This window comes from Achromobacter pestifer (assembly GCF_902859625.1).
GTDB classification, from domain to species: Bacteria; Pseudomonadota; Gammaproteobacteria; order Burkholderiales; family Burkholderiaceae_B; genus Achromobacter; species Achromobacter pestifer.
Window position 1 is genome coordinate 35,852 of the sequence record NZ_CADIJX010000016.1, and the last position, 26,870, is coordinate 62,721.

The 26,870-nt window shown below is 65.0% G+C and carries 24 protein-coding genes; 3 read left to right on the forward strand and 21 right to left on the reverse strand.

The genetic code is table 11. The features are described from left to right. Positions 1-175 precede the first annotated feature (175 nt). The 13 genes from rpiA to HV753_RS30150 form a co-directional block, all read right to left on the reverse strand. Positions 176-856, reverse strand: coding sequence for a ribose-5-phosphate isomerase RpiA (gene rpiA / locus HV753_RS30090; protein WP_175178231.1), 681 nt, complete (start codon positions 854-856; stop codon positions 176-178). 40 nt (positions 857-896) lie between these two features. Then, positions 897-2,558, reverse strand: coding sequence for an isovaleryl-CoA dehydrogenase (locus tag HV753_RS30095; protein ID WP_175178232.1), 1,662 nt, complete (start codon positions 2,556-2,558; stop codon positions 897-899). Between the two features lie 22 nt (positions 2,559-2,580). Next, entirely contained in the window at positions 2,581-4,110 is a 1,530-nt protein-coding gene (locus HV753_RS30100; RefSeq protein WP_175178233.1) for an amidase, read from the reverse strand. A 127-nt stretch (positions 4,111-4,237) separates the two neighbouring features. Continuing rightward, a complete protein-coding gene (locus HV753_RS30105) occupies positions 4,238-5,686 on the reverse strand; it encodes a DNA recombination protein RmuC (RefSeq protein ID WP_425485952.1) in 1,449 nt (482 codons plus the stop codon). Positions 5,687-5,712: 26 nt separating this feature from the next. Then, positions 5,713-6,450: a DNA-3-methyladenine glycosylase gene (locus tag HV753_RS30110; RefSeq protein WP_175178235.1), complete on the reverse strand. Its 738-nt coding sequence runs from the start codon at positions 6,448-6,450 to the stop codon at positions 5,713-5,715. A 16-nt stretch (positions 6,451-6,466) separates the two neighbouring features. Beyond that, a complete protein-coding gene (locus HV753_RS30115; protein WP_175178236.1) occupies positions 6,467-6,823 on the reverse strand; it encodes a Spx/MgsR family RNA polymerase-binding regulatory protein in 357 nt (118 codons plus the stop codon). Next, complete coding sequence (locus tag HV753_RS30120) at positions 6,820-7,629, reverse strand: ABC transporter permease subunit (protein WP_175178237.1); 810 nt, start codon at positions 7,627-7,629, stop codon at positions 6,820-6,822. The genes HV753_RS30115 and HV753_RS30120 overlap by 4 nt, the downstream gene beginning before the upstream one ends. Beyond that, positions 7,626-8,546, reverse strand: a complete 921-nt coding sequence (locus HV753_RS30125; RefSeq protein ID WP_175178238.1) for an ABC transporter permease subunit — start codon at positions 8,544-8,546, stop codon at positions 7,626-7,628. The genes HV753_RS30120 and HV753_RS30125 overlap by 4 nt, the downstream gene beginning before the upstream one ends. Further along, on the reverse strand, positions 8,543-9,670 hold the full coding sequence (locus HV753_RS30130) for an ABC transporter ATP-binding protein (protein WP_175178239.1): 1,128 nt from the start codon (positions 9,668-9,670) through the stop codon (positions 8,543-8,545). Before HV753_RS30130 ends, HV753_RS30125 begins: the two co-directional genes overlap by 4 nt. A gap of 6 nt (positions 9,671-9,676) precedes the next feature. Further along, entirely contained in the window at positions 9,677-10,780 is a 1,104-nt protein-coding gene (locus HV753_RS30135) for a polyamine ABC transporter substrate-binding protein (protein ID WP_175178240.1), read from the reverse strand. Between the two features lie 146 nt (positions 10,781-10,926). After that, positions 10,927-11,661 carry a 3-deoxy-D-manno-octulosonic acid kinase gene (locus tag HV753_RS30140; RefSeq protein ID WP_175178241.1) on the reverse strand — a complete coding sequence of 245 codons (735 nt, stop codon included), beginning with the start codon at positions 11,659-11,661 and terminating at the stop codon, positions 10,927-10,929. After that, a complete protein-coding gene (locus HV753_RS30145; protein WP_175178242.1) occupies positions 11,651-12,073 on the reverse strand; it encodes a group II truncated hemoglobin in 423 nt (140 codons plus the stop codon). The genes HV753_RS30140 and HV753_RS30145 overlap by 11 nt, the downstream gene beginning before the upstream one ends. After that, positions 12,073-14,604, reverse strand: a complete 2,532-nt coding sequence (locus HV753_RS30150; RefSeq protein WP_175178243.1) for an ABC transporter permease — start codon at positions 14,602-14,604, stop codon at positions 12,073-12,075. Before HV753_RS30150 ends, HV753_RS30145 begins: the two co-directional genes overlap by 1 nt. 102 nt (positions 14,605-14,706) lie before the next feature. Here HV753_RS30150 and HV753_RS30155 point away from each other — a divergent pair, with 102 nt between their 5' ends. From HV753_RS30155 to HV753_RS30165, 3 genes are all read left to right on the forward strand, one after another. Beyond that, positions 14,707-15,681, forward strand: a complete 975-nt coding sequence (locus HV753_RS30155; RefSeq protein WP_175178244.1) for a TRAP transporter substrate-binding protein — start codon at positions 14,707-14,709, stop codon at positions 15,679-15,681. Positions 15,682-15,781: 100 nt separating this feature from the next. Beyond that, positions 15,782-16,282 (forward strand): TRAP transporter small permease, encoded by a 501-nt coding sequence (locus HV753_RS30160; RefSeq protein ID WP_175178245.1) that lies wholly within the window; start codon positions 15,782-15,784, stop codon positions 16,280-16,282. Between the two features lie 35 nt (positions 16,283-16,317). Then, complete coding sequence (locus HV753_RS30165) at positions 16,318-17,595, forward strand: TRAP transporter large permease (RefSeq protein ID WP_175178246.1); 1,278 nt, start codon at positions 16,318-16,320, stop codon at positions 17,593-17,595. An 80-nt stretch (positions 17,596-17,675) separates the two neighbouring features. Here the strand turns inward: HV753_RS30165 and HV753_RS30170 are convergent, their stop codons facing one another. From HV753_RS30170 to HV753_RS30205, 8 genes are all read right to left on the reverse strand, one after another. After that, positions 17,676-18,662 carry an ABC transporter ATP-binding protein gene (locus HV753_RS30170; RefSeq protein ID WP_175178247.1) on the reverse strand — a complete coding sequence of 329 codons (987 nt, stop codon included), beginning with the start codon at positions 18,660-18,662 and terminating at the stop codon, positions 17,676-17,678. Then, positions 18,652-19,692 (reverse strand): ABC transporter ATP-binding protein, encoded by a 1,041-nt coding sequence (locus HV753_RS30175; RefSeq protein ID WP_175178248.1) that lies wholly within the window; start codon positions 19,690-19,692, stop codon positions 18,652-18,654. Before HV753_RS30175 ends, HV753_RS30170 begins: the two co-directional genes overlap by 11 nt. Further along, positions 19,689-21,176, reverse strand: a complete 1,488-nt coding sequence (locus HV753_RS30180) for an amidohydrolase family protein (RefSeq protein WP_175178249.1) — start codon at positions 21,174-21,176, stop codon at positions 19,689-19,691. Before HV753_RS30180 ends, HV753_RS30175 begins: the two co-directional genes overlap by 4 nt. Further along, on the reverse strand, positions 21,176-22,369 hold the full coding sequence (locus tag HV753_RS30185) for an amidohydrolase family protein (RefSeq protein ID WP_175178250.1): 1,194 nt from the start codon (positions 22,367-22,369) through the stop codon (positions 21,176-21,178). The genes HV753_RS30180 and HV753_RS30185 overlap by 1 nt, the downstream gene beginning before the upstream one ends. A gap of 27 nt (positions 22,370-22,396) precedes the next feature. Continuing rightward, entirely contained in the window at positions 22,397-23,338 is a 942-nt protein-coding gene (locus HV753_RS30190; RefSeq protein WP_175178251.1) for an ABC transporter permease, read from the reverse strand. Then, entirely contained in the window at positions 23,328-24,320 is a 993-nt protein-coding gene (locus tag HV753_RS30195) for an ABC transporter permease (protein WP_175178252.1), read from the reverse strand. Before HV753_RS30195 ends, HV753_RS30190 begins: the two co-directional genes overlap by 11 nt. Positions 24,321-24,394: 74 nt before the next feature. Next, a complete protein-coding gene (locus tag HV753_RS30200; protein ID WP_175178253.1) occupies positions 24,395-25,972 on the reverse strand; it encodes an ABC transporter substrate-binding protein in 1,578 nt (525 codons plus the stop codon). A 102-nt stretch (positions 25,973-26,074) separates the two neighbouring features. Then, a complete protein-coding gene (locus tag HV753_RS30205) occupies positions 26,075-26,812 on the reverse strand; it encodes an aspartate/glutamate racemase family protein (RefSeq protein ID WP_175178254.1) in 738 nt (245 codons plus the stop codon). Between the last annotated feature and the right edge of the window lie 58 nt (positions 26,813-26,870).

Here is a 26,870-nt window from a genome sequence, read left to right on the forward strand (position 1 = left end):
TGCGTGGTTGATCTCATTGCATTGCCCCGAAATAAGAGAGTTACGAGTTGGGCCTGCACAACCGGCAAGGTTATGACCCAAGTGTGACAAGATTATGAATCGACGCCCCGTCCCCCGGCAAGGCGGGCAAACGGGGCCATACGCAGACGTTGCGGACGCCGGTCAGGGGCGCGCTTTACGCCGCGCGGTCCAGGCGGCGGATGCCGTCCTGCGTGGCCAACAATGCCACATCGGCGCCTGCCAATGCAAACAGGCCGCAAGTCACGACGCCCGGCAGATTGTTCACCAGGGCTTCAAACGCTTTGCCGTCGGCGATGACCAGGCCCGACACGTCCAAGATGATATTGCCATTGTCCGTGACGAAACCTTCGCGCAGGCGCGGCTGGCCGCCCAGGGCCGTCAGGGCGCGCGCCACCGACTCGCGCGCCATCGGAATGACTTCCAGCGGCAGCGGGAACTTGCCCAGGGTCTGGACCAGCTTGGATTCGTCAGCAATGCAGATGAAGCGCTCGGCCACCGAGGCCACGATCTTCTCGCGAGTCAACGCGCCGCCGCCGCCCTTGATCATGTGCAGATTGGCGTCGATTTCGTCGGCGCCGTCCACGTAGATCGGCATCGTCGACACGTCGTTCAGGTCCAGCACTTTCAGGCCGTGGCCAGCCAGACGGGCCGCGCTTCGCTCCGAGCTGGCGACCGTACCGCCGATGCGGCCCTTGAAACGCGCCAAGCCGTCGATGAACAGATCGGCCGTGGAGCCCGTGCCCACGCCGATGATGGCATCCGGGCCGGCGACCTGTTCAACGAATTCCAGGGCGGCGTCGGCGGCTTGTTGCTTGAGTTCTTGCTGGGAGAGCATGGCGGTGAGAAATGCGGAAAGGTTGGTCAAGCCGGGAAATTTAGCATGCGGCGGCAGGCCAGGCCCGTGACAGGATCGCCTGGGTGTCGGTGCCGGCGGCCAGTTCACCAAAAATGCCGCCGTCGGCCTGCAAGCGGCTGCCGACGAAAGCCCGTGCAACGGATTCGGGCGCATGCTGGATCAGCAAGGCGGCCTGCCACAACCGCGTCAGCCCGCAGGCAATGCGGCGAGCCTGGAATTCGGCCTGCGCGCCATCGGCCAGCAGGGCCCGCCAACGCCCCACGGCCTCGTCGAACATGCGGTGCTGGCCGGACGCCAGCGCGAATTCCTGCTCTAGTGCGGGCAAGGCCTCGGGTTCACGCTGCAACGCGCGCAGCACGTCCAGCGCCATGACGTTGCCGGAACCTTCCCAAATGGAATTGACGGGGGTTTCCCGGTAAATCCGGGGCATCGGCCCTTCTTCCACGTAACCATTGCCCCCCCAGACCTCCATGCATTCGGCCACCGCGTTGACCGCGCGCTTGCAGATCCACAGTTTCGCTGCGGGCGTTCCTACCCGCACCAGGGCGCGGGCTTGACTGTCGGCGCGCGAATCGACCGCCCGCGCCAGCCGCAGCGCCAGCATCATGGCCGCTTCGCTTTCCAGGGCCAGGTCGGCCAACACATTGCGCATCAGCGCCTGCTCGATCAATGGCTTGCCGAACGCCAGGCGATGCTGCGCGTGATGCACGGACTGCACCAGCGCCTGCCGGAGCAGCGCCGCGCTACCCAGCACGCAGTCCAGCCGTGTCGTGGCCGCCATTTCCAGCAACACAGCCAGGCCCCGTCCGGGTTCGCCGACCATGACACCCCAAGCCCCTTCAAATTCAACTTCGGCACTGGCGTTGCTGCGGTTGCCCAGTTTGTCTTTCAGACGGCGCACGCGGATGGCGTTGCGCGGACCATCCGGAATCCAGCGTGGCACGAAGAAGCAACTCAGCCCTTCGTCCGTTTGCGCCAGCACCAGGTGCGCGTCCGCCTGCGGCACCGAGAAAAACCATTTGTGGCCCACCAGTTCGTAGGCGTTGCCCCGGCCCGGCACGCCCAATGGCACGGCCCGGGTACTGACGGCGCGCAGATCGGATCCCCCCTGTTTTTCCGTCAACCCCATGCCGATCAACGCACTGCGCTTGGCGGACAACGGCGCATCCATTGCGTCGAATTCGCGGGAATACAGGGCGGGGAGCCATTGCCCGGCAAAGTCGATGGCGCCTGCCGGCTCACGCTGCAACAGCGGCACGGCGGCAAAGGTCATGGTGGTGGGACACAGCGTGCCCGCTTCAACCTGCCCCTGCATCAAGTAGGCCGCCGCGCGCGCCACCTGCGCGCCCGGCACGGGTTGCGCCCAAGCGCGGCTGTGCAAGCCGCGAGCCAGGATGCCGCTCATCAGCAGGTTCCAGGCCGGATGAAATTCCACATGATCGATACGGTGGCCACCCCGGTCATAGGCGATCAGCCTGGGGGGGCACCGGTTGGCTTCGGCGCCTGCGGACAGCGTTTGCGCGCGCCCCAGCCAGGCGCCATGCGCGGCCAGATCGCCTGCCCAATTTTCCGCCCCCTCGCGCCGCACCGCCTCGCGCAAGGCGGGGTCTGTGTCGTACAGGGAATAGTCCTCCAGGGGCGGAACCTGATTCTGTACGGTGTGGGTCGCGAACGATGACATGGCTGCTCCGGGAAGAACTCCGCTATCTGGCCATGGGCGCCACCAGCGCCCAGGGCCGCAACGCTTCGACCTGCGCCGCCAGTTCCAGCAGCAGGGCTTCACTGCCCAGCGGACCCATGATCTGGATGCCGATCGGCAGTCCGTCCGACGACACGGCAAAGGGAATGGAGATCGCGGGCATGCCGGTCAGGTTGGCCAGCGGTGCGAAGGGCGAATAGCCGATGACGCCCTTCTTACCCAGACGGTAGGCCAGGTAATCCGCGTTGTCCATGGCGTAGCGGCCGATGGGCGCCGGCAGTTGCGCCAGGACGGGGCTCAGGAACAAGTCGTAGCCCTGCGCGCCATCCCGGTGCAGGAAGCGGCCAACACGGCGGGTGATCTCGTGGCAGGCATCCACGCAAGCCACATACTGCGCGCCGGAGATGGCTCGGGCATATTCGCGCGCCCCCAGCGTGGTGGGCTGCAATTCGTCGGCGGCCAGCCGGCGGCCGCGCGCGGCCACGAAGCTGTCAATCGCATTAGCCGCGGCGCTGGCGATCAGCGGCAGCATCGGCGACAGGACTTCTTCAGAACCCACCGGTGGCGGGGCCATCACCAGTTCATGGCCCAGGCCAGCGAAGAGACGCGCGGCCTCGTCCACGGCTTCGGCCACTTCCGGGTGAATTGCCGCCCCCTCGTAGGTGGTGTTGATGAATGCGATGCGACGGCGCGGGGCCGCATGCGGATCGGCGGCAACCCGCGCCACCACGGCACGATAGGACTCGGGCGGTACCGCCGGTGCGGCATAGGGCGCCCCCACGTCGGCGCCCGCGCTGATATCCAGCGACGCGGCGCAATCCCGCACCGACAGGGTCATCATGTGTTCGGTGGCCAAACCGCCCCACCCTTCGCCCTTGAGCGGACCCAACGGCATCAGGCCGCGTGACGGCTTCAGGCCCAACACCCCGCAGCACGAGGCCGGAATGCGGATCGACCCGCCACCATCGCTGCCGTGCGCGATCCGCACCATGCCGCTGGCCAGCGCGGCCCCCGCGCCGCCACTGGACCCGCCCGCGCTATGCCCCGATTTCCAGGGATTCTGTGTGGCGGGGCCGTAGGCCGGGGATTCCGTCGTGGGGCTCAGGCCAAGCTCGGCGCTGGTGGTGCGGCCAAAAGGGATCAGGCCCGCGCGGCGGTAGCGCTTGACGATCTCGGCGTCGACATTCCATTCAACGTGGCCATACAGCACCGACCCCATGGCGCTGGGCAGGCCCAGCGCCGCCGTGCCCAGATCCTTCAGCAAGGTGGGCACACCCAGGAACGGCCGGCTGTTCAATTGCGCCAGACGTTGTTCAGGCGTCAGCGCGGCCAGTTCATCATCCAGTGCCTGGGCCAGACGCAGCCCGGCCTCGGGCTGCATGCCGCAAGCGGCATTGATGGAGGGATTGCGCGCCGCTACCCGGTCCACCGCCTGCTGCATCGCAGCAAGCGCGGTCGTAACCCCTTGGGCGATATCGGCGCCCAGCGCCGTCGCGTCGAGGGAAGAGGAATCATGGCGTTCAGCGGTGCTCATGCTTACGATGCTCCAGGGTTCGACGGCAAAGTGCCGCACATGCCAGGATATCGACAGTCCGCGTAGGCAACAAGCTCGCCGGGCAAGGGAAGCACCTTGGAGAAAGTGCTCCGCCCGCCCAAACGGATCAGACCGCGCCGGCGGAAGACGCCCCCCGAGGGCCGGCATTGACGTCTACGTTGACGTCCGCATCGCTGTCTTCGTCGCTGTCCGCCTCGTTGTCCGTCTCCGCACCCAATAACCTTTGGGCTTCAGCTTCTGGCAACGCTTCCACATTTTTCAGATTCTTCAGCATCGCGCGGGTGCGCACTTCGGTCTGGCCGATCTTGTTGCTGGCGGTGTCCAGCGTCTTCTTGACCGCGGCCAGCGCGTCACCGAATTTGCCGAACTCCGTCTTGACCGCACGCAGCACCTGCCACACTTCAGACGATCGCTGCTCGATCGCCAGGGTGCGGAATCCCATTTGCAGGCTGTTCAGCAGCGCAGCCAGATTGCTGGGCCCGGCCACATTGATGCGCAGGTCATGCAGCTTATCCAGCAGGCCGGGCCGCCGCAGCACTTCGGCATACAGGCTTTCGGTGGGCAAGAACATGATGGCGAAGTCGGTCGTATGGGGCGGCGCGACGTACTTGCTGGCAATCAGCCTGGCCTGTAGCTCGACCGCCCGGCCCAGCGCGGCGCCGGCCGTCTTCACGCCTTCCACGTCCGCGGCCTCTTGGGCATCCATCAGCCGCTCGTATTCTTCCTTGGGGAACTTCGCGTCGATCGGCAGCCAGACCGGCTCCAGGCCATCACCGCGTCCCGGCAGGCGGATGGCGAATTCCACGACGGCATCGCTGCCCGGCACCGGTTTGATATTGCTGGCGTACTGATCGGGCGTCATGTTGTCTTCGATCAGCCGCGCCAGCTGCACTTCACCCCAGGTGCCGCGTGACTTCACGTTGGTCAGCACGCGCTTCAGGTCGCCCACCCCTGCGGCCAGGGCCTGCATTTCGCCCAGGCCTTTATGTACCGCTTCAAGCCGGTCAGACACCAGCTTGAAGGACTCGCCCAGGCGCTGCTCCAGCGTCGCGTGGAGCTTTTCATCCACGGTGCGGCGCATCTCGTCCAGCTTGGCGCTGTTGTCCGTCTGCAACGATTGCAAACGCTGGTCCACGGTGGCGCGCACCTCCATCAGGCGGCGTTCGTTGATCTGGATGAGCCCCTGCAATTGCTCGCCGAAACCGGCGGCGAAACGGGCCAGGGATTCGGCGGATTCCGTGCGTGCGGCCTGGGCATCGCGCGCCAGTCCGCTGCGAAGATCACCCTGGGACTGAGCCAGCTCCTGCCGCAACGTCCGCGTGGACTCCGCGAATTCGCTGCGCAGGCCGCGCTGGCCGTCCGTGATGTCCGAGCGCAAGGCGCGTTCGGTTCGCTCTTGCCCCTCCAGCAGCGCGTCCAGCCGGGAATCCCTTGCGGGAGGCCGTAGCCAGGCCAGCACGGACACCAGACAGGCAAGAACTGCGCCGCCAGCGGCGACCCAAAGCAGGATTTCGTTCAAAAGAGGTCTCTCCAAAGCCGGAATTGTAGGATGCATCATCGCACCCAGGCCGCCATTGGCGTCTAGGGCGTGACGGGCCGCGAAGCCTCGGGCAGCACGATGCCCTGACGATCAACCCAGGTGTAGTCATGCCCGGCGCGTTGCCCGCGCCGCAGCGGATTGCGCGTGCAGACCGAGGCATAGGCGGGATCGACAAAGCGGTAATGCAAATGTTCGTCCCGTCCCAGCGGAATGCCCAGCCGTGTCGTGCGGATCAAGGCCTGGGGCGAATCGCCTACGTCCTCGACGTACAGCGCATCCGGATCAAATCGGCGCGCGTCCCATTCCGGCACTTTCAACCCCAGCGAGCGGCACAGCAGCGTTTGCCCGGCACACAAGCGCGACGGCGGGCGCGGATGCCCCTGCGCGTCGGGATTCAACTGCTGCATGCGGGCCAGCGCCTCGGGGCCGGATTGCGCGTCCGTCCAGGGATGGCCGGATTTGATCAGCACCGCATTGCCAGGGCCGGCCGCGCTGAAATTCAGCGAATCGCCGCCCCGCGCGTAGTACATGTAGATGACGCCGCCATCCATGAACAAGGCGCGGCGCTTGTGCGTGTAGCCCAGCGAGGCATGGCTGCCTTTTTCTTCGAGGTAGTAGGCTTCGGTCTCGATGATGCGCATCGACAGCCACAGTCCCTCCACGCGATGGCGGATGACCTTGCCCAGCAGATCACGCGCCAGCTCGGAAGCGTCGCGGTCAAAAAAGGCATCGGGCAACGCCCTGTTGACGCTGCGCGATGCCGGGATGGAAGACGCCATCGCAGCGGGCGCCGTGTCAGGCGAAGCGTTCGCCGTAGCGCTTTTCGCTGAAGCCAACCGTGACCTCGTCATCCGGCGTCACCGTGACGGGCCGGCGCACCAGCGCGGGGTATTCCGCGATCAACTGGCTCCATTGGGCATCGGTGTGTGCGGTCTTGCGGTCTTCGGGCAGATTGCGCCACGTCATCGACGTGCGGTTGACCAGCTTTTCCCAGCCGCCAACTTTGTCCGACCACGCTTTCAGCGTCTTGGCCGGTACCGGATGATCGCGGTAATCCACGAATGCGTGCTCGACGCCATGGTCAGACAACCAGTCGCGCGCCTTGATGCAGGTGCTGCACTTGGTCAGGCCATACAGAGTGGTTTGCTTCATTTGGGTTCGGACTCCTTGCGCCATTGCAGGCGATTGGCCAGGATCACGCACGTGCCCACGGCCAGGATGAACAACGTGGCAAGCGCGTTGATCTCGGGTTTCAGACCCAGCCGCACGCGCGAGAACACTTCCATCGGCAGCGTGCTGGAACTGGGACCGGACAGGAACGACGCCAGCACGACGTCATCCAGCGACAGCGTGAACGACAGCAACCAGGCCGATGCCAGCGCCGGCGCGATCAGCGGCAGCGTGATCTTGAAGAACACGGTGATGGGGGTTGCGCCCAGGTCCAGCGCCGCCTCCTCCAATGACCGGTCCAGGTCGCGGATACGGGTCTGGATAACGACGGCCACGAACGCCATGCACAGCGTCACGTGCCCCACCCAGATTGTGAAGACGCCGTTTTCGGCGGGCCAGCCCAGGCTGCCGCGCAGTTCCACGAACATCAGCAACAGCGAAATACCCAGCACGACTTCGGGAATGACAAGCGGCGCGCTCAACATGCCCACGTATAGCGAGAAGCCACGGAAGCGCCCCATGCGCCCCAGCACATAGCCCGCCCACGTACCGATGATGACGGCCGCCGTCGCCGTCATCGCCGCGATGCGGAACGACAACCAGGCCGACCGCAACAGCGCATCGTCATTGAACAGCGCGTGATACCAGCGGAACGAAAAACCCGCCCAGGACGTGACCGTGGGCGACTCGTTGAACGAAAACACCATCAGGCTGACGATGGGCACATACAAGAAGAAATAACCCAGCCCCAGCACCACGGCGCGCAACGTCTTGTTGGGGCCTTTCATGCGCGGCCTCCGTTCGTCTGTTCCTGCTGCTTGACCTGGTTGTACTGAAAGTAGACCAGCGGCACGAGCAACAGCAACACCATCACGCAGGTCACCGCAGATGCCATCGGCCAATCGGCGTTATTGAAGAATTCGTTCCACATCACGCGGCCCATCATCAGCGTATTGGCGCCACCCAGCATTTCCGGAATCACGTATTCGCCCACCGCCGGAATGAATACCAGCATGGCGCCGGCGATCACGCCCTGGCGCGACAGCGGTACGGTGATCTGCCAGAACGCCTGCCAGGGCTTGGCGCCCAGGTCATACGCGGCTTCCAGCAGACGCAAGTCCATCTTCACCAACGTCGCGTACAGCGGCAGGATGAAGAACGGCAGATAGGCGTAGACCATGCCGATATAGACCGCCACATCAGTGCGGTAGATCTCCAGCGGACTGGAAATCAAACCCAGGCTTTGCAGCAGATTATTCAACAGACCGTCGTTGCGCAAAATGCCGACCCAGGCGTACACGCGCAACAGCAACGACGTCCAGAACGGCAGGATCACGCCCAACAGCAACAGATTACGCACACGAGGCGACGACCGGGCGATGTAGTAGGCAATCGGATACCCGATCAGCACGCAGATCAGCGTGGTGATGCCCGCGATCTTCACGGAACTCAGGTAGGTCTTGAAATACAGGCTGTCGGTGAACAGCAGGATATAGCCGCGCAAGTGCAGGCTGAACTGCACCGCCTCGTCCTTGAATTCCGCCAGCGCCGTGTAGGGTGGAATGCCGAATGTCACTTCGGCGAAGCTGATCTTCAGCACCAACAGGAACGGCAGCAGCAGGAACAGCACCAGCCAGGCGAACGGCGGCAGCACCGCCAGCGTCCGGCCCGACGGCAACCAGTCGCGGGGCGAAAACCGGATCATGACGCCAGCACCGTCGCGCTGTCGGCACCCCAGCTGACGAAGATCTCTTCGTCGATGCCCGGGGCGTCCATCTGGGCCAGCAACAGGCTGGGCACGCTGGCCTCGACCGTCTTGCCGGAATCCAGGCGGATCTGATAAAGGGCATAGCTGCCCATCCAGGCCATGTGGCTGACCATGCCGTGGGCCCAGTTGTATTCGCCTTCGGGCTGTTCACGCGACACCACCAGGCGTTCTGGCCGGATCGAGACGTGCACTTCCATGCCCAGCGGCTCGCTCACGCCGTGGTTCACGAACAGCGGGCGGGTCAGTTCAGCGCATTCGATCGCCACATGGTCAGGTTCATCGACGACGATGGTGCCCGTGAACATATTGGTCGACCCGATGAAGCTGGCGACAAAGCGTGAATTCGGGAACGCATAGACGTCCTGCGGCGTGCCGCACTGGACGATCTGCCCTTCGGTCATGACGGCCAGGCGATGCGCCATGGTCATGGCCTCTTCCTGATCGTGGGTGACCATGATGCAGGTCACGCCGACCTGCTCCAGGATCTTCACGAGTTCGATCTGCGTTTTCTGGCGGATCTGCTTGTCCAGCGCCGACATGGGCTCGTCCAGCAGCAGCAGCTTGGGCCGCTTGACCAGACTGCGCGCCAGGGCCACGCGCTGCTGCTGGCCGCCCGACAACTGGTTGGGCTTGCGACGCGAATAACCGGCCATCTGGACCAGGTCCAGGGCTTCGAAGACGCGGTCATGGATTTCGGCGCGGTCCACGCCTTCCTGCTTCAGGCCGAACGCCACGTTGGCCTCGACCGTCATGTGCGGGAACAGCGCGTAGGACTGGAACATCATGTTCACGGGACGCCGGTACGGCGGCACGCCGGTGATGTCTTCGCCGTCCAGCAGAATCTGCCCGGACGTCGTTTCCTCGAAACCCGCCAGCATGCGCAACAAGGTGGACTTGCCGCTGCCGGAGCTTCCCAGCAGCGCGAAGATCTCGTTGCGCTTGACCGACAGGTTGACGGAACGCACGGCGACCACATCGCCAAAAATCTTGACCACATCGGAGACCCGGACGAACTCGTCCGGGTCGACCGTATGCGGCGCCGAGTAACGGCTATCGCTCATGATGACTTATCTTCCAGACTTCAGCTCGGACCACATCCGATTTTGCAGGCGTTGCACGTTCAAGGGCAGCGCCTTGATCACGTACAGGGTCTTGGAGACCTCGGCCGGCGGGTAGATCATGGGGTTTTCGGCCACGTCCTTCACCACATACTGCCGCGCTTCCTTGTTGGCGTTGGGGTAGAACATGGTGTTGGTGATGGCCGCATGCACCTTGGGCGTTTCAATGTAGTTGATGAACGCCAGGGCCTCTTCGGGGTGCGGGGCATCCTTGGGGATGACCATCAGGTCGAACCACGCCGGCGCACCGCCCTTCGGGATGAAGTAGTTCACTTCATAGGACTTCTTGGCTTCCTGCGCGCGCTTGCGGGCGATCATGACGTCACCCGAAAAGCCGTAGACCATGCACAAGTCACCCACGGCCAATTCGTCGATGTAGCCCGACGAGCTGAACTGGCGGATGTACGGCCGGATCTGCTTGAGCACATCCAGCGCGGCCTTGTAGTCGTCCGGATTGGTGCTGTTGGGATCCTTGCCCAGATACTTCAGCACGGCCGGGAACACTTGCGCCGCTTCGTCCAGCATCGAGATGCCGCACTCTTTCAGCTTGGCGGCGTTCTCGGGCTTGAAGATCATGTCCCAGTTGGCCAGGTCCACGGTGTCGCCCATGATCTGCTTGACCTTGGTGACGTTGTAGCCCAGCCCGTTGGTGCCGTAGCCCCAGGGGATCGCGTACTCGTTGCCCGGATCGACGGTCGCCACCAGCGCCATCACTTCCGGGTCCAGGTACTTCCAGTTCGGGATCTTGGACTTGTCCAGTTTCTGGAACAGGCCGGCCTCGATCTGGCGCGAGGCGTAATGGGTGGACGGGACAACGACGTCGTAACCCGACTTGCCTGCCAACAGTTTGGCTTGCAGCGTGTCGTTGCTGTCGTAGACGTCATAGCGGACCTTGATGCCGGTTTCCTTTTCGAAACCGGGGATCGTGTCCGGGGCCGTGTATTCGGCCCAGTTGTAGACGTTGACGACCTTATTCTGCGCGACCGCCGACGATGCCGATGCCGCGACCAACACCGCGCCGAGCGCCCAGCGCATTCCCGCCCTTAGTTCCATTACGAGCCCCCTTTGCTGTGTATGCCGTGTATGACAGGACTACCAAAAGGCGAAATGATAAAGCTTTTTAGCGATGGTCTGCCCAACTTTGGCCGCTAGTTGAGGCAATGGGGGCCTGATGGAGATAAATGAACCCACACCCTGGGTCAGGGCTGGACGCCGATCCCCCAGGCGGTCCAATAGCTGTCGCGCAGCTTCATCCAGAAACGGTCGCCCTCTTCCCCGGCCACCTTGACGAGCGACCGGCGCAAGCGGTCCAGATTGCCCTGGCGCTGCCGCTCGGACAACACGCCCTGGGTGCCCCGATCGAAATCGATCAGCCAGACTTTGGCATCCGCCCCGATCAGGATATTGAAGGCATTCAGGTCAGCGTGCCAGACGCCGGCGCGGTGCATGCGGACGATGGCCTCTGCCACCGCGCCCCACACCGGCTCAGCCAGCGCATGGGCCAGGGGCTGAACGCCCGGAATCCGTTCGACCACGATGGCCGCGCGATAGATGGGGCCCTGGCGCCAATAGGCGGCGGCCAGCGGCGCCGGCACGGCCAGGCCCTGGGCGCGCATGGCGGCCAGCAGCCGGAATTCACGGAAACTGCGGGTGCGGTCTTCGCCTGTCCAAAGATAGGCGTCGCGGCTGACGCGGGCGATCATGCCGCCACGGCGGTAACGGCGCAGCACCCCCTGCCAGCCCTGGCCCTGCACGAACCAGGCCGCCTGGCGTCCGCCTGCGTCCACCAGGCGGGCACGGTCGCCGTAATGCGCGGGATTGAAAACCTCGGGGCCGGAATCGGCCAGGCGCGAAGCGTCGCTGAGCATGGCGCCGGCAAGCGGCCCCGGCCAGGACTGCCGCTGGGCGCCTTCCCGCGCGCGTTCAGCCTTCACGGTTGCGCATCCAATCGGCCACGCCGTAGAACGACTCCAGCAAGCGCTCCACCAGCGCCGGGGCGATGCCCTGGTCTTCCATGGCTCGCCCGATGCAGGTGACCCATTGGTCGCGCTCGATCTCGCCGATCGAGAACGGCAGATGGCGTGCCCGCAAGCGGGGATGCCCGAAGCGTTCAATATAGTGGTCAGGACCACCGAAGTAGCCGCACAGGAACCAGAACAGCTTGTTGCGCGCGTCATCCAGGCTGGGCCCGTGCGCCGCGCGCAGCGCCTTGAGATCAGGCTCGATGTCCATCAAGTCATAGAAGCGGTCGACCAGCGCACGCACGCCGGGCTCACCGCCAAGAAGGTCAAACACGCTACGGGAATTTTCCACGGGTTCAGTAATGGTTTGGACGTGGGTCGTCATCAGGTTTCTCGAAGGGTGACCAGGGGCGGCGTGCGCAACACGCCACGCAGGGCCAGGGCACCGCCCGCCCAGGCGCCCAGCGCGCCGGCGCCAATGCCCGCCAGCCACGGCCAGAGGCTGAGGGTAATCGTGAAGTCGAACACCTGGGTTGATAAAACCCAAGCGATCGCGGTGGCGCCAGCGGCTGCCAGCAGGCCGGCCAGGCCGCCCACGGCCCACAGCTCGATGCGTTGCGAGCGCGCCAACTGGCGGCGCGTGGCGCCTAGCGCCCGCAACACGGCGGCTTCGCGCATGCGTTCGTCGCGAGTGGCCGTCAGCGCCGCGGACAACACCAGCACGCCGGCCGCCAGGGTGAACAGGAACAGCAACTGAACCGCCTTGCCCACCTCATTCAGCACCGACTGCAATTGTTGCAGGATGGCGCCCACGTCGAACACGGTCAGGTTCGGGAATTCGCGCACCAGCGCGGGCAGCACCGCCGCCTTTTCAGGCGGCAGGTAGAAGGAAGTGATCCAGCTTTGGGGCATGTCGGCTAGCGCCGCGGGGGTCAGAATGGCGAAAAAATTGACGCGCATCGTATCCCAATCGACGCGCCGGGTGCTGGAGACGGCCGCCTCGACCTGCTGGCCGGCCACGTCGAACGTCATCTTGTCGCCCAGTTTCAGGCCCAGCGTCTTGGCCAGGCCCGACTCCAGCGACACCTCGGACGCTCCCGGGGCCAGCCAACGGCCCTGCTCGATCTTGTTGGACGAGGGCAATTCGTCGCCATAGGACAGATTGAATTCGCGGTCCACCAATCGCTTGGCGCGCGGCTCTTCGTAATCGTCCGGCCCGACGGGCTTGCCATTGATGGCGATCAGGCGCCCACGGGCCATCGGCGACAACGTGATGCCGCCCAGGCCCTCGCGGGTCAGCGCGTCGGTCACTGCCTGACGCTGGTCCGGCTGCACATTGATCAGAAAGCGGTTGGGCGCGTCCGGCGGCATGGTGCGCTGCCAACCCTGGATCAGGTCGGTGCGCGTCATGGTCAGCAACAGCAACGCCATCAGGCCCACGGCCAGCGCGCAGACCTGCGTGATCGTGGCGGCACGCCTGCGCACCACCCCGGCCAGCGCGAAACGCAGCGCAGGCAGCCCCGCGGCCAGTCCACGGATGCGCGCCAGGCCCAGGATGCACAACCACGCCACCAGCGCGAACACGGCGAAAGCGCCCAAAAAGCCCCCCGCCACCACACCGCCCAGCTTGGCGTCACCCGCGAACCACCAGATCAGCAGGGCAAAACCCGTGGCGCCCAGCACATAGCCGAATGCGCTGCGGGCGCTAAGCGTGTCGGCGTCGCGCCGCAGCACCCGGGCTGGCGGCACGTGGCGCAACTGCGCCAGCGCGGGCAAGGCGAACCCCAGCAGCAACAACAACCCGGTCAGCACCCCCTGCAAGGCAGGGATGGCGGACGGGGCCGGCAATTGGGTGTCGATCAACGACCCCAGCAGCATCACCAGCACCTGATGCACCGCATAGCCCAACAGGCAACCCGCGGCGGACGAGAACAAGCCGACCAGGGTGAATTCCAGCGTCAGCATCCTGGACACCTGGGACTGCACGGCGCCCAGGCAACGCATGACGGCGATGCCGTCGCGGTGCCGGGTCATGTAGCGTCCGGCGGCCAGCGCCACGGCCACCGCAGAAATCAGCACCGCCAAGAGCGCGACCAGCGACAGGAAACGCTGTGCCCGGTCCAGCGTGCGGCGGACTTCGGGCCGACCGGACTCCAGGGTGGCGACCTTTTGTCCCCGTTTCAAGTTCTGGTTGAGCCAGGCCGAATAGCCGGCCACGGCATCCGCTGGACCCGCGATCAGCATGGCATACCCGATGCGGCTGCCCGGTGCGATCAGCCCGGTCGCCGGCAAATCGCTGGCGCGCAGCAGCACGCGCGGCGCCACATTGACGAACTGCATGCCACGGTCGGGCTCGTAGGTGATCACGCGGTCGATGCGCAGGTGGGCATCGCCCACGTTCAGGGTGTCGCCCACTTTCAGACTCAGCAGCGACAAAAGTTGCGCGTCCACCCAAACGGCGCCCTCTGGCGGGACGTCGCTGGTAGGCGCATCCGGCGCAAACGGCGCTTCGGCCACGCGCAAGGCCCCACGCAGCGGGTAGCCAGGCTCCACGGCCTTCAGCGCCGCCAGTTGGGCGCCGTCGCCGGCCCCGACCATGGACGGAAATTGCCAGGTGCTCGACAGCGTCAGGCCGCGTTCCCGCGCCTGATCCAGGAAGGCGGCGGGCACGGGTTCGTCGGCATCCAGCACCAGATCGGCGCCCAGCATCTGCCCAGCATCGCGCTCCAGCGCCCGGCTGACCCGGTCGGCCAGGAAGCCGACGCTCGTGACCGCGGCCACCGCCACGACCAGCGCCAACACCAGCAAGCGCAGCTCGCCCGCCCGGGCGTCGCGCATCATCATCCTGGCGCCCAGGCGCAAGGTGGACCAGAAACCGGGGCGCTTGGCCTGTGACATATCAGGGAAATCCATCATTCATCTATGTTAACTAAGCTCCGATTCGGTACTGAATCCCGATATCATCCCGGGGCGGGAGGCTCAGCCGCCCATAAAGATACCCAAAATTCGGAGAAGACAATGCGTAAATCCTGGCTTGCGGCCACGATTCTGGCCGCCTGCGCGGCTGCCACCTCCCTGCCAGCGGCAGCCCAGACCACCCTGAAGATGGCCTACGCGCTGTCGGCCTCGTCGCACTACGGTGCCGGCGCCGAAGCCATGGCCAAGTCCCTTGAGGCATCGACCAACGGCAAGTACAAAGTACAGCAATTCGCCAACAGCGCCTTGGGCGGCGAACGCGAAGTGATCGAAGGCTTGCAGATCGGCACCATTGACCTGGCCATCGTTTCGACAGGTGCCACCCTCAATTTTGTTCCCGAGACTGGGGTTTTCGATATCCCTTTCCTGTTGCGCGACCTGCAACACGCCCGCGCCGTGCTGGACAGCAAGATCGGCCAGGACATGCTGGCCAAGTTTCCCAGCCGCGGCATCATCGCCCTGGCCTGGGGTGAACAGGGCTTCCGCCACCTGACCAACAACGTGCGCCCGGTCAAGACGCCGGCCGACGCCAAGGGTCTGAAGATCCGCACCACGGAAAACCCGATCCACATCACCGCCTTCCGTCAGATCGGCATCCTGCCCACGCCGATGGCGTGGCCGGAAGTGGCCACCGCCCTGCAACAGGGCACCATCGACGGCCAGGAAAACCCGCTGTCGGTGATCACGTCGGCCAAGCTGTCGCAAATGCAGAAGTACCTGTCGCTGACCGGCCACGTGTACGGCCCTGCCCTGGTGCTGATGTCGGCCAACGTCTATGACGGCCTGTCGGCCGCCGAAAAGGCCAATTTCGACAAAGCCGGCAAGGACTCCGCCCTGGCCATGCGCGCCTATGTGGACAACATCGAAAAAACGGGTGTCGAGCAGTTGAAGAAGGAAGGCATGCAGGTGTCCGAGGTGGATCGCGCTGCGTTCGCCGCGGCCGTCGAACCGGCCTACCCTGAGTACTACAAGAAGTTCGACAAGAAGCTGATCGACGCGATCCGCGACACGAAGTAGGCAAAGGGCGCCCCACGGGCGCCTTTTCCCTGGGCGGCGGGATGCCCTCCCGCCGCTTGCCTGACGCCCCTCCTTACGCCCATTGCACCTGGGATTCATCATGCGTTTGCTCTGCGCTTTCGATCGCGGCCTGTTCAAACTGGTCTCGATCCTTGCCCAACTCCTGCTGGTGGCCGCCGCGGCCGCCGCCTTCTACCAGGTCATTGCCCGCTTCGTGCTGCATTCGCCCGCCGACTGGAGCGAGGTGCTGACCCGCGCCCTCCTGATCTGGACCGTGCTGCTGGGCGTGGCCCTGGCCTTCCGCCACGGCGCCATGATCAGCGTCGAACTGCTGCGCAACCTGCTGGGCGGAACGAAACGCCGTGTGCTGGAAGGCATCATCGGCCTGATCTGCGCCAGTTTCCTGGGCTTCCTGGCCTGGATCGGCGGCAACATGACTTACCGGGTGCGCTTCCAGACGGTGCCCAGTCTGGATATTTCGATCTCCTGGATCTACCTGGCGATCCCCGTGGGCGCGACGCTGGCCGCCATCGCCGTGCTGGCCCGTTGGTGCGCCGGTGAAGAAGAAGACGTGCCCGTGCGCAACGACGCGCAAGGCTAAGCCGCCCCTATAGAACTCTTGCAGCAGATATCGCCATGTCCCAAATAATGATTGTCTCGATGCTGATCTTCTTCGGGCTGTCCGTGCCGGTCGCCGTGTCGATCGGACTGGCCAGCCTGGCGGGCGTCGGCACCGCCGGCCTGCCCTGGGTGGTCGTTGCCCAGCAGTTGTTCGCCGCGCTGGACAAATACCCGCTGGTCGCCATCCCCTTCTTCATCCTCGCTGGCAACCTGATGGAAGCCGGCGGCATTTCCGAACGCATGGTGGAATTCGCCAAGAGCGTGGTCGGCGGCATCCAGGGCGGCCTGGCCTGCACCTGCGTGCTGACGTGCATGATCTTCGCGGCCGTGGCCGGCTCCAGCGTGGCCACCACCTTCGCCGTCGGCGCAATCCTGATCCCGGCAATGATCCGGCACGGCTATCCCGCCCCATTCGCTGCCTCGCTACAGGCCAGCGCGGCCGAGCTAGGGGTGATCATTCCGCCGTCGATCCCAATGATCCTGTATGCCGTGTCCACCGACACGTCCACCGGCGAACTCTTCATCGCTGGTGTGATGCCTGGCATCCTGATCGGCGTTGCGCTGATGTTCTACGTGTGGTTCTACGCCAAGCGCAACAACCTGGGCAAGCGCGACGGCGAAGGCCGCCTGCCGCTGTGGCCGGCGTTCAAGAACGCCTGGCTGGCGCTGATGATGCCAGTCATCATCCTGGGCGGCATCTACGGCGGGGTCTTCACGCCGACCGAAGCGTCCGTGGTGGCGGTGATGTACGCGGTGGTGGTGGGCAAATTCATCTACCGTCGCCTGAGCTTCAAGCAACTGTCCGTGACGCTGCACAAGTCAGTCGTGTCCACGGCGGTGATCATGTTCGTGATCGCGAATGCGGGCGTGTTCAGTTTCCTGCTGAACCGTGCCGGCATTCCGGATGCGCTGGGCGTATGGCTGTCTCAGATCTTCGACACCAAATTCACGTTCCTGATGGGCGTGAACGCCGCGCTGTTCCTGATCGGCATGTTCATTGAAACGTCTGCATCGATCGTGGTGCTCGCGCCGTTGCTGCTGCCCGTAGCCTTGAAGTTCGGCGTGGAACCCGTTCACTTCGGGATCATCATGGTGGTGAACCTGGCGCTGGGGATGATCACGCCGCCGTTCGGGGTGAATCTGTTCGCCGCTTGCGCCGTGGCAAAGCTGCCTTTGGAAAGGCTGATCAAGCCGCTGGTGCCCTTTGTCGGCGTCGTGATCGTCTGCCTGATCGTAATCACGTACTGGCCGGCCCTGTCCCTGGGATTGCGGGATCTGGTGTACGCCAAGTAAGCCCGCATGGTGCGTTCCGGATCAGGAACGCACCCCATTCACGCGCGGAAATGGCGGCCGCCCCCTTTGCGGGCTGGGCCTCACGCCGCGCGTGACATCGTCGTCCATTCCATTGCATGACACCGGACTTGGCGGCCGCCGATGTTGACCACGGCAGGCGGCTCCTGCCGGCATTGCTGCCTGGCATGGCCGCAGCGGGGATGGAACGTACATCCCGATGGCGGCTGGATCGGATTGGGGACTTCTCCGCCCATCGGCGCGCGATCACGCTGCGGATTCTCCAGATCGGGAATCGTGTCCAGCAGCATCCGCGTATAAGGGTGCTGCGGCGAATCGAACAACTGGTCGGCGGGCGCCTGTTCGACGATTCTGCCCAGGTACATCACCGCCACGCTGTCCGAGACATGGCGCACAACCGACAGGTTGTGGCTGATGAACACATAGGTCAGGCCGAATTCCTTTTGCAGGTCACCCATCAGGTTCAGGATCTGCGCCTGGACGGATACGTCCAGCGCGGACGTGGGTTCGTCGCAGACCAGGAACTCCGCTTCCGTCGCCAGGGCGCGCGCGATCGAGATGCGTTGGCGTTGACCGCCCGAGAATTCGTGCGGGAAGCGGCCGGCGTCGCTGGCGGACAGGCCCACCAACTCCAGCAGTTCGTCTACCCGGCGGCGCGTGTCGGCCGGGGTGGCGCGCAAGCCCAGGGTGATGATGGGCTCCGCCACGATATTGCCCACGCGCCAGCGCGGGTTCAGGCTGGCGTAGGGATCCTGGAAAATCATCTGCGGGTGCAGTTGGCCGCCTGCGCGGTTACGGCCGTATTCCAGTTTGCCGCGCGTGGGAGCCACCAGGCCCACCAGCAGTTTGGCCAGCGTGGACTTGCCGCAACCGGATTCGCCCACGATGCTGAGCGTGGTGCCCCGAGGCACCGCCAGGGACACGCCATCCACCGCCTTCAACGTCTGTTCGGGTTGCCGCGACAGCGTGCGCTCCAACCAGGGGGGCGACACGTCAAACCAGCAGGCCAGGTCCTCGGCCCGCAATAGCAGATCATCGTTACGCGGCATGCGCGACTCCTCCTTGATGCAGCCAGCAAGCGCTGACGGTGGCGCCTGCTGGCGTGGCGGCCAGCGGCGGGCGCATCTGCGCGCAGCGCGGCCCGGCCATCGCGCAGCGCGGGTGAAACGCGCAACCGTCGGGCATCGCGTGCAGGCGCGGCATGGCGCCGTCGATCTGATTCAACCGGGCCGCGCGCTGGCGCAAACCCGGGATGGCGTTCATCAGGCCCTGGGTATAGGGATGGCCGGGACGGCGCAGCACATCCAGCACCGGCCCGATCTCGACGATGCGGCCCGCGTACATGACCGCCACGCGGTCGGCGGTCTCGGCGATCACGCCCATGTCGTGCGTGACCAGCAGCACCGATGTCCCTTGTTCCCGGCACAGCCGGCGCAACAGCGCGGTGATCTGCGCCTGCACGGACACGTCCAGCGCCGTCGTGGGTTCGTCGGCGATGATCAAGCCGGGGCGGGCCGCCAGCGCCAATGCGATCACCACGCGCTGACGCATGCCCCCCGAGAACTGGTGCGGGTAGTGGTCAATGCGCCGCTCAGCCGCCGGGATGCCCACGGCCAACAGCAACTCCAGCGCGCGGGCGCGGGCGGCGGCGGCCGGAACCTTGTCGTGGTGGCGAATGGTCTCGACCAGTTGGTCACCGACCGTGAACAAGGGATGCAGACTGGTCAGCGGATCTTGGAAGATCGCGCCGATCTCCTTGCCGCGTAGACGCTGGCGAGCCTTGGGCGGCAGATTGTCAATGCGCTTGCCCGCCAGATGGATCTCGCCGCCGCCCAAGCGGCCGGGTGGCTCCAGCAGGCCGATCACCGCCATGCCGGTCAACGACTTGCCGGCGCCTGACTCGCCCACCATGCCCAGGATCTCGCCGGGCTGGATATCAAAACTGATGTCGCGCGTGGCCACCAGGACGCCATGGCGCGTCGGAAATTCCACGGACAGGCCGCGCACGGACAAAGTGGGAATGCCGGACGACGCGGCGTTGGCCGCCAGCGTGGCGGTGTGGGGTGCGGTTGCCATCATGACGGACTCCTTGCGGGACGCGGATAGCTGGAAGAAAAAATCTGATCGACGGGGGGATGGCCCCAGGTGCGGTCGGGATAGCGCGCGACCAGGCCGTCAAACTGCGACTGCGCTTGTGTTTGCGCCAGACGCGCGTCGAAGCCCGGGATCTGGCCATCCACCATGACAAAACGGCCGTCGATGATGACCTGCGACACATCGCGTCCGCTGCCGCTGATCATCAAGGTCTGGATGGGATCGATCATCTGGCCGTTGCGGTCGTGCGAAAAATCGAACACGACGATGTCCGCCTTGGCCCCCACCGCCAGGCGGCCCAGGTCCGGCCGGCCCAAGGCATCGGCGCCGCCCACCGTGGCGGCGTCGTAATAGTCTTCCGACCGCACGGCCTCGGTGGAGCCTTCCGCCACCCGGCACAGCATCATCCCCACCTGCATGTTCAGCACCATGTCGGGCGGCCAGGTGTCGGTGCCCATGCCGATATTGATGCCCATCTTGCGATAGCGCGCGAATGAGGCGAGCGTGGCTCCGTGGCGTGCCGATACCAGCGGACAATGGACGATGCTGGCACCCGCGTCGCGGATGATTTCCAGGTCGCGCCCCGGGCGGTCGATGTGGCGAGAGCCCGACACGTAGGTGCCATGCGGCAGCAAGGCGCGTTCAGACAGGAAGTCCAGGCTTTGCAGCCACTCCGGCGGACTCATGCCGTGCTGCTCCAGCACCAGGTCATATTCCAGGCGCGACTGGCAGCAATGCAGCCGGATGGGCAGATTGCGTTCCCGGGAAGCGGCGGCCGAGGCCCGCAGCAGATCGGGCGTGCAGGTCTCGATGCGGTCGGGCGACAGCATGGCCCGCACGCGGCCGTCGTGCCGGCCGTCGATCTCGTCGCAGAACATCAGGGCATCTTCCAAGCCCGCCGAGCCACGCGCCTCGTCGTAGTGACAGCGGATCTTGCCTGCCGCATCCACGTAGGTATGGCCGCTGCGATACGCTGGCCCCAGGTACACCCGCAGCCCCAATCCGCCGGCCGCATCCGCCGCCGACAGGAATTCGTCGCGCGTTTCGCCCCACACTCGATAGAACAACGATGCAATCGGCAACGCGGTGGTGATGCCGTTGCGTATCAGTTGCGCGAAGGCGTAACGCTTCTGGAAAGCCAGTTCGGCGGGGGTGTACATCTCGTACGGCCCCTGCTTCATGTAGGTGTCCGGCCAGATGCGGCCCTTGCGCCAGGCGGGAGAGTTGTCGAAGCCCAGGATGGTCGTATCCAGATCGGACAGCGCGTCCAGGTCGATGAAACCCGGGCCGATCACCGCGCGGCCGTAGTCATGGCGGCGCGCGACCTGCCCTGGATAGCAATGGCCGACATAGACGATGCGGTCGCCCTCGAAGACGACTTCACCGTTCTCGTACAGGCAGTGGCGCCCGTTCTCGTGGCCGACCACCCACCGGGCGGTCAGCAGGATCGGCCCCTCGGCGGCGCGCATCAAGGGGCCTCCGCCAGCGCCCGGCCATCGCGGGCCACGACGCGGCCGCGCTTGACGACCAGCTTGCGTACCGGACGCGCCACAATCGCTTCCGCCACCGTCTCGGCGTCCACCAGCACGAAGTCGGCATGGCAGCCCGGCGCAAGACCGTAGTCCGCCAGTTGCATGACGCGCGCATTGCCGTAGGTGGCGACATCCAGCGCCATCGCCAGTTCATCGTCGCGCCGGAAGTTGTTGCGCAAGCCCACCAGCATCGTGCGTTCCAGCATGTCGGGCTTGCCGTACGGCCCCCAGGTATCACGCATGCCGTCATTGCCGGTACAGACCGTGACGCCCGCCTGCCGCAAGCGCGCCACATTGGGCACCGGGCGCGAGGCCGAGCCGGTGGTCATGATGTGCACGCCGGCCTCCAGCAGCCCTTCGGTCAACGCCTGCACGGCCTGCGTGTCGGGCATGCCCAGGCAGAACGAATGCGACAGCGTGACCTTGCCCTGCATGCCCAGCGCCAGTACGCGGTCGATGGTCATCTGCATCGAGAACGCGCCCAGTTCGCCGGCTTCATGCAGATGGATGTCGATCGGCTTGCCGTGTTTGTCTGCCAGGCCGAAGATGGCGTCCAGATGGCCCTTGGGATCGCGGTCCATGCCCGCCGGGTCCAGCCCGCCCACCACTTCCGCGCCCATGCGCAACGCCTCGTCCATCAGTTCCAGCGTGCCCGGACGGATCAGCAGCCCGCTTTGCGGGAACGCCACGATCTCCACGTCGATCTGGTCGCGGTACTGTTCGCGGGCGCGCATCACGCCCTCGATGGCGCCCAGGCCGATGTCCGTGTCCACGTCGACGTGGCTGCGGACATGGCTGGTGCCATCGGCAATCGACATCACCAACTGGCGTGCCGACTGGCGGTACGGATCAATGCCCAGGCGCGTCTTTTCGGCGCGTTCGTTTTCGATCTTGTCGATCAGGCGCGGCCCCACCTCGTTGCGGTACCAGGGCATGCCGTACATCGTCTTGTCCAGGTGCGCGTGGGCATCGATCAGCCCCGGCAGCAGCAGCGCGCCGCCCCCGTCCACCACGGGCACGCCTTCGGGCGCCGCGCCACCCAGCGCCTGGATGCGGCCGTCGCGCACCAGTACCGATGTCGGCTCGCCGCCGGCCGGGCGGACGCGGGTATACAGCGTTGCGTTTTCCATGCTTGACCTCTTATTCAAGGATGCGCCTCAGCGCAAACGGGGATTCAGGGCATCGCGCAGCCAATCGCCCAGCAGATTCACCACCAGCACGATCAGGCTCAGATACAGCGCAGGGAAGACCACCACCCACCACTGCCCCGAAAACAAGAACTGGTTGCCCAGGCGGATCAAGGTGCCCAACGACGGCTCGGTCGGCGGCATGCCCACGCCCAGGAAGCTCAGCGTCGCCTCGATCAGAATGGCCAGCCCCAGATTCAGCGTGGCAGTCACCATCACGGGCGTCAGGGTGTTGGGCAGGATGTGCGTCAGCATGATGCGCAAGGGACTGACCCGGATCAGCCGTGCCGCCTGCACGTATTCCTTGCCGCGCTCAACCAGCGCGGACGCCCTCACCGTCCGCGCGTACTGCACCCAATTGGTCATCGAGATGGCCAGGATCAGGATCACCGACGACAGCGTTTCGCGTAGACCAGGCGGCAGCAGTTGCCGGAACACGGCCGTCACCAGAATGGCGACAAGAATCGTGGGGATACTTAGCAGCGTATCGCCCAGCCGCATCAGCGCGTTGTCGATCCAACCGCCGAAGTAGCCCGCGGCCAACCCCACCAGCAGCCCGATCGCCAGCGACAGCACCACCGTCGCCAGACCGATCACCAGCGACATGCGTGAACCATACAAAATGGCCGACCACACATCGCGCCCCTGCGTGTCCGTGCCCAGCAGGAATTGGGGATCGGCGCCTTCAATCCAGACAGGCGGCAGCTCGGCATTCAGCAAGTCCAGCTGCGCCAGGTCGTAAGGGTTCTGCGGCGCGATCCACGGCGCAAACAGCGCCAGCAACACCACCGCCAACAGCACGATGCCGGCGCCCATCGCCACGTAATCGTGCCGCAGGCTCCACCACAGGTCGCTTTGCAGAAAACGGGACAACCGGCTCTGCGTGCCGCCCGAAAAAGGGTTAGTGAGCATTGGCGCCTCCTTTGACGTGCTGGCTGCGCAGGCGCGGGTCGACCACGCCATACATCATGTCCACCAACGTGTTCAGCGCCACGAAGATGAAGGACACGATCACCAGGTAGGCGGCCATGACGGGAATGTCCACGAACATGACCGATTGAATGAACAGCAAGCCCATGCCCGGCCACTGGAACACGGTTTCCGTGATCAGCGCGAAGGCGATCAGGTTGCCGATCTGCATCCCCGTCACGGTGATGACGGGCATCAGACAGTTGCGCAGCGCCAGCCGAAAATGCACCACGCGATCCGGCAGCCCGCGGGCCCGGGCGAACTTGATGAACTCGGTGCGCAGCGTTTCCAGCATTTCGGCGCGCACCAGCCGCATGATCAACGTGATCTGGAACAACGCCAGCGTGATGGACGGCAACACCAGTGCGGCGCGGCCCGATGGTGTCAGCAGACCGGTGGACCATCCGCCGATCTTCACCGTGTCGCCTCGGCCAAACCCAGGCAACCAGCCCAACTGCACCGAGAAGATCAGGATCAGCATGATGCCCACCACGAAGCTGGGCAAGGAGATGCCCAGGATGGACACGAATTGCAAGGCCTGCGCCACGCGCGACTTGCGGTAGATGGCCGTCAACACGCCCAGCGGCACGCCGATGACCAGCGACAGCAGCGTCGCCATCATGACCAGTTCAAAGGTGGCCGGAAAGCGTTCGGCCACCAGCGCGAAGACGTCCTGTTGATTGCGGTACGAAATACCGAACTCACCCTGCGCCGCGTTGGTGACGAAATGCACGAACTGCATGCCCACCGACGTGTTCAGCCCCAGCCGCTCGCGCAACTCATCGCGCTGCGTCTGCGAGGCCTGCTCGTTCAGCATCATGTCGACGGGGTCGCCGACGAAACGGAAAATCACGAAAGCCAACAACGCCACCGCCAGCATCACGCCAACCGCGTTGAAGACCCGTCTAACAATGAATGCCAGCATGTGAGGCTCCCTTCAGACCCGATGTCAGACTTCAGGGCTGCCGCGAAGCGCACGGCAGCCCGCCCACGCACGCCCTACTGCATGCGTACGTTCCACAGTCGTGCCTTGTTGTCCGGCATCTGAAGCACTTCACCCACCTTGTTGCCCACGGCCCAGGCCATGGGTTGCTGATGCAACGGCAGGAAGCGCACGTCGTCATGCAGCGTCTGCAACACCTCGGCCATCATCTGGATGCGCTTCTCGCGGTTCATCTCGGCGGCGGCCGCGTCGATCTTCGCGTCCAGCGCGGCGTCGCCCCACTGCCCCCAATTGAAGACGCCCGCAGGCCCCGTGCGGCTATGCATCACTTGCAGCAGGATCGACAGCGCGTCGATCTGCGGCTCGTTGGCCCAGCCATGGATGGTGATGTCGAACTCGCCGCGCGAGCGCTTCGGGTTCTGTAGCGAACGCGGCCCGCTGGCCAGCGTCGCCTTCACGCCAATGCGCGCCCACATCGACGCGGCGGCCTGGCAAAGTTCTTCCTCATTGACGAACATGTCGTTCGAGCACAGCAGGGACAGCGTGAAGCCATCGGGGTACCCAGCGTCGGCCAGCAGCTTCTTGGCGCGCGCGGCGTCAAATGGCAGACGCTCTTCCTGCTTGCTTTCGTAGCCCGGAATCGACGGGGCCACCAACGCCCCCGTGGTGCGCGACAAGCCGCGCATCACGCGCTTTTGCAACAGGTCGGGCGACAGCGCCATGTACAACGCCTGGCGCACGCGCAGATCCTTCAGCGGATTCTTGTCGGTGATGTTCGAGGCCACCAGCTTGTCGCCCAGGTTGAAGCCGAAGTACAGCGTGCGCAATTCGGTGGCTGCCAGCACCTTCACATTCGGCGCGGCACGCAAACGGTCCAGATCTTGCAACGGCGCGTTTTCGGTGAAATTGATATCGCCTGACAACAATGCCGCCACCCGGGTTGGCGCTGACGCGATCGGGGTGAATTCGATACGGTCCAGGTTGTGGCGGGGCGTGTCCCACCAGTCCTTGTTCACCACCAGCACGGTGCGCGTATCGGGACGGTACGACTCCACCTTGAACGGGCCGGTGCCGTTGGCGTTGTGCGTGGCGTAGCCTTCGATCTTCTTGGCGGCGTCGGTTGGCCGGGTACTGTTGTTGTCCACCAGCCATTGGCGGTTGAAGATGAAGATGTTGGTCAGGTCGTTGAGCATCAACGGGTAGGGATGCGTCATTTCAATGTCGACCGTGAAATCGTCCACCTTGCGCACCGCCTTGAACGCCGGCAAATTGCCTTTCAGCGGCGAGGCATCGTCCGACACGCGGGTCATCGATGCCACCACGTCGTCGGCCGAGAACGACGCGCCGTTGTGAAACTTCACGCCCTGGCGCAGCTTGAAGCGCAGCACCGTGGGCGACGTGGCTTCCCAGGATTCGGCCAACGCGGGCGTGATGTTGAACTTATCGTCATAGCGGATCAGCGCTTCGTACACGTGGTTCAGAAACGCCAGGTTGAAGGTACTGCCGTAGGAATATGGGTCCAGCGAATCCAGGTCACGCGCGGCGCCCCACTTCAGCGTATTGGCGGCGGAAGCCCCGGTGATGGCGGATAGCGCGATCACCGCCCCGGCGGTCCATTTGAGCAACGTCTTCATGGCTGCAACTCTCCCTTGTCTATCGGTCTGAAATACCGGTTTGTGCGCCAGGACCAGGCCCGGCGTGATGTGTGAAGAAGCAATCGGGTCGGGCCGGGCGCCTCAGGCCTGGACGCACAGGCGCTGGGCGCGGTCCAGCGAGGCCAGCGCCAGCACCTGGGCCAGCGCGGCGCGGTAGGAATCGATGATGGGCACGGCGGGCCGGCGCGGCAGCACCGGCAGGTAGCCGGCCAGGGCAGCGCCCGCCACGATCACCACGTCGGCACCCTGCGCCACGGCAGCGTCAAGCGCGCGGCTGACCTCGGCCGCCGACTCTGGCGAACGCGACACGTAGTCCAGCGCATTGCCGGGCAAGGCGATGATGCCGGCGCAGCGAGCATCCAGGCCCAACTGGCGGATCTGTTCACGCAGCATGCCGGGCCAGCGCTGACCCACGGTGACGATGGCGTAGCGATCGCCACGCTGCATCGCGGCCATGATCGAGGCCTCGGCCATGCCCACGACGGGCACGGACAGGCATTCGCGCACGGCCCCGATACCGGGCTCGCCGAAACAGGCAAGCAGACAGGCATCGAAGGGGGTTTCCGCCCGCGAGACTTCGCGTTCAACGGTTTCCAGCACCGCGTGAGCGGCCACCGCCGCCTCAACCCGGCTGGCGATGTAGGCGGGCCCGAACGCGGCGGTCACGGCATGCACCTGCGCGGCGCCATGGAAGAACACCCGCGCCTGCTCAGCCAGGCTGCCGGTCAGGTCAGAGGTGGTGTTGCCGTTGATCACCAGCAGGCGGTACGGCGTGAAGACGGGCCGATCGATGGCGATGGCGTCGGGCATTGCGGACATGGAACAAACCTCTATCGGTTTGTATACAAATATGAATCAAAATTTCGACTCACAACAA

Coding starts and splice junctions, on each gene's coding strand:
- rpiA (WP_175178231.1), bottom strand. CDS start 856: ATGCTCTCCCAGCAAGAACTCAAGCAACAAGCCGCCGACGCCGCCCTG.
- HV753_RS30095 (WP_175178232.1), bottom strand. CDS start 2,558: ATGTCATCGTTCGCGACCCACACCGTACAGAATCAGGTTCCGCCCCTG.
- HV753_RS30100 (WP_175178233.1), bottom strand. CDS start 4,110: ATGAGCACCGCTGAACGCCATGATTCCTCTTCCCTCGACGCGACGGCG.
- HV753_RS30105 (WP_425485952.1), bottom strand. CDS start 5,686: ATGCATCCTACAATTCCGGCTTTGGAGAGACCTCTTTTGAACGAAATC.
- HV753_RS30110 (WP_175178235.1), bottom strand. CDS start 6,450: ATGGCGTCTTCCATCCCGGCATCGCGCAGCGTCAACAGGGCGTTGCCC.
- HV753_RS30115 (WP_175178236.1), bottom strand. CDS start 6,823: ATGAAGCAAACCACTCTGTATGGCCTGACCAAGTGCAGCACCTGCATC.
- HV753_RS30120 (WP_175178237.1), bottom strand. CDS start 7,629: ATGAAAGGCCCCAACAAGACGTTGCGCGCCGTGGTGCTGGGGCTGGGT.
- HV753_RS30125 (WP_175178238.1), bottom strand. CDS start 8,546: ATGATCCGGTTTTCGCCCCGCGACTGGTTGCCGTCGGGCCGGACGCTG.
- HV753_RS30130 (WP_175178239.1), bottom strand. CDS start 9,670: ATGAGCGATAGCCGTTACTCGGCGCCGCATACGGTCGACCCGGACGAG.
- HV753_RS30135 (WP_175178240.1), bottom strand. CDS start 10,780: ATGGAACTAAGGGCGGGAATGCGCTGGGCGCTCGGCGCGGTGTTGGTC.
- HV753_RS30145 (WP_175178242.1), bottom strand. CDS start 12,073: ATGACGACCCACGTCCAAACCATTACTGAACCCGTGGAAAATTCCCGT.
- HV753_RS30150 (WP_175178243.1), bottom strand. CDS start 14,604: ATGATGGATTTCCCTGATATGTCACAGGCCAAGCGCCCCGGTTTCTGG.
- HV753_RS30155 (WP_175178244.1), top strand. CDS start 14,707: ATGCGTAAATCCTGGCTTGCGGCCACGATTCTGGCCGCCTGCGCGGCT.
- HV753_RS30160 (WP_175178245.1), top strand. CDS start 15,782: ATGCGTTTGCTCTGCGCTTTCGATCGCGGCCTGTTCAAACTGGTCTCG.
- HV753_RS30165 (WP_175178246.1), top strand. CDS start 16,318: ATGTCCCAAATAATGATTGTCTCGATGCTGATCTTCTTCGGGCTGTCC.
- HV753_RS30170 (WP_175178247.1), bottom strand. CDS start 18,662: ATGCCGCGTAACGATGATCTGCTATTGCGGGCCGAGGACCTGGCCTGC.
- HV753_RS30175 (WP_175178248.1), bottom strand. CDS start 19,692: ATGATGGCAACCGCACCCCACACCGCCACGCTGGCGGCCAACGCCGCG.
- HV753_RS30180 (WP_175178249.1), bottom strand. CDS start 21,176: ATGCGCGCCGCCGAGGGGCCGATCCTGCTGACCGCCCGGTGGGTGGTC.
- HV753_RS30185 (WP_175178250.1), bottom strand. CDS start 22,369: ATGGAAAACGCAACGCTGTATACCCGCGTCCGCCCGGCCGGCGGCGAG.
- HV753_RS30190 (WP_175178251.1), bottom strand. CDS start 23,338: ATGCTCACTAACCCTTTTTCGGGCGGCACGCAGAGCCGGTTGTCCCGT.
- HV753_RS30195 (WP_175178252.1), bottom strand. CDS start 24,320: ATGCTGGCATTCATTGTTAGACGGGTCTTCAACGCGGTTGGCGTGATG.
- HV753_RS30200 (WP_175178253.1), bottom strand. CDS start 25,972: ATGAAGACGTTGCTCAAATGGACCGCCGGGGCGGTGATCGCGCTATCC.
- HV753_RS30205 (WP_175178254.1), bottom strand. CDS start 26,812: ATGTCCGCAATGCCCGACGCCATCGCCATCGATCGGCCCGTCTTCACG.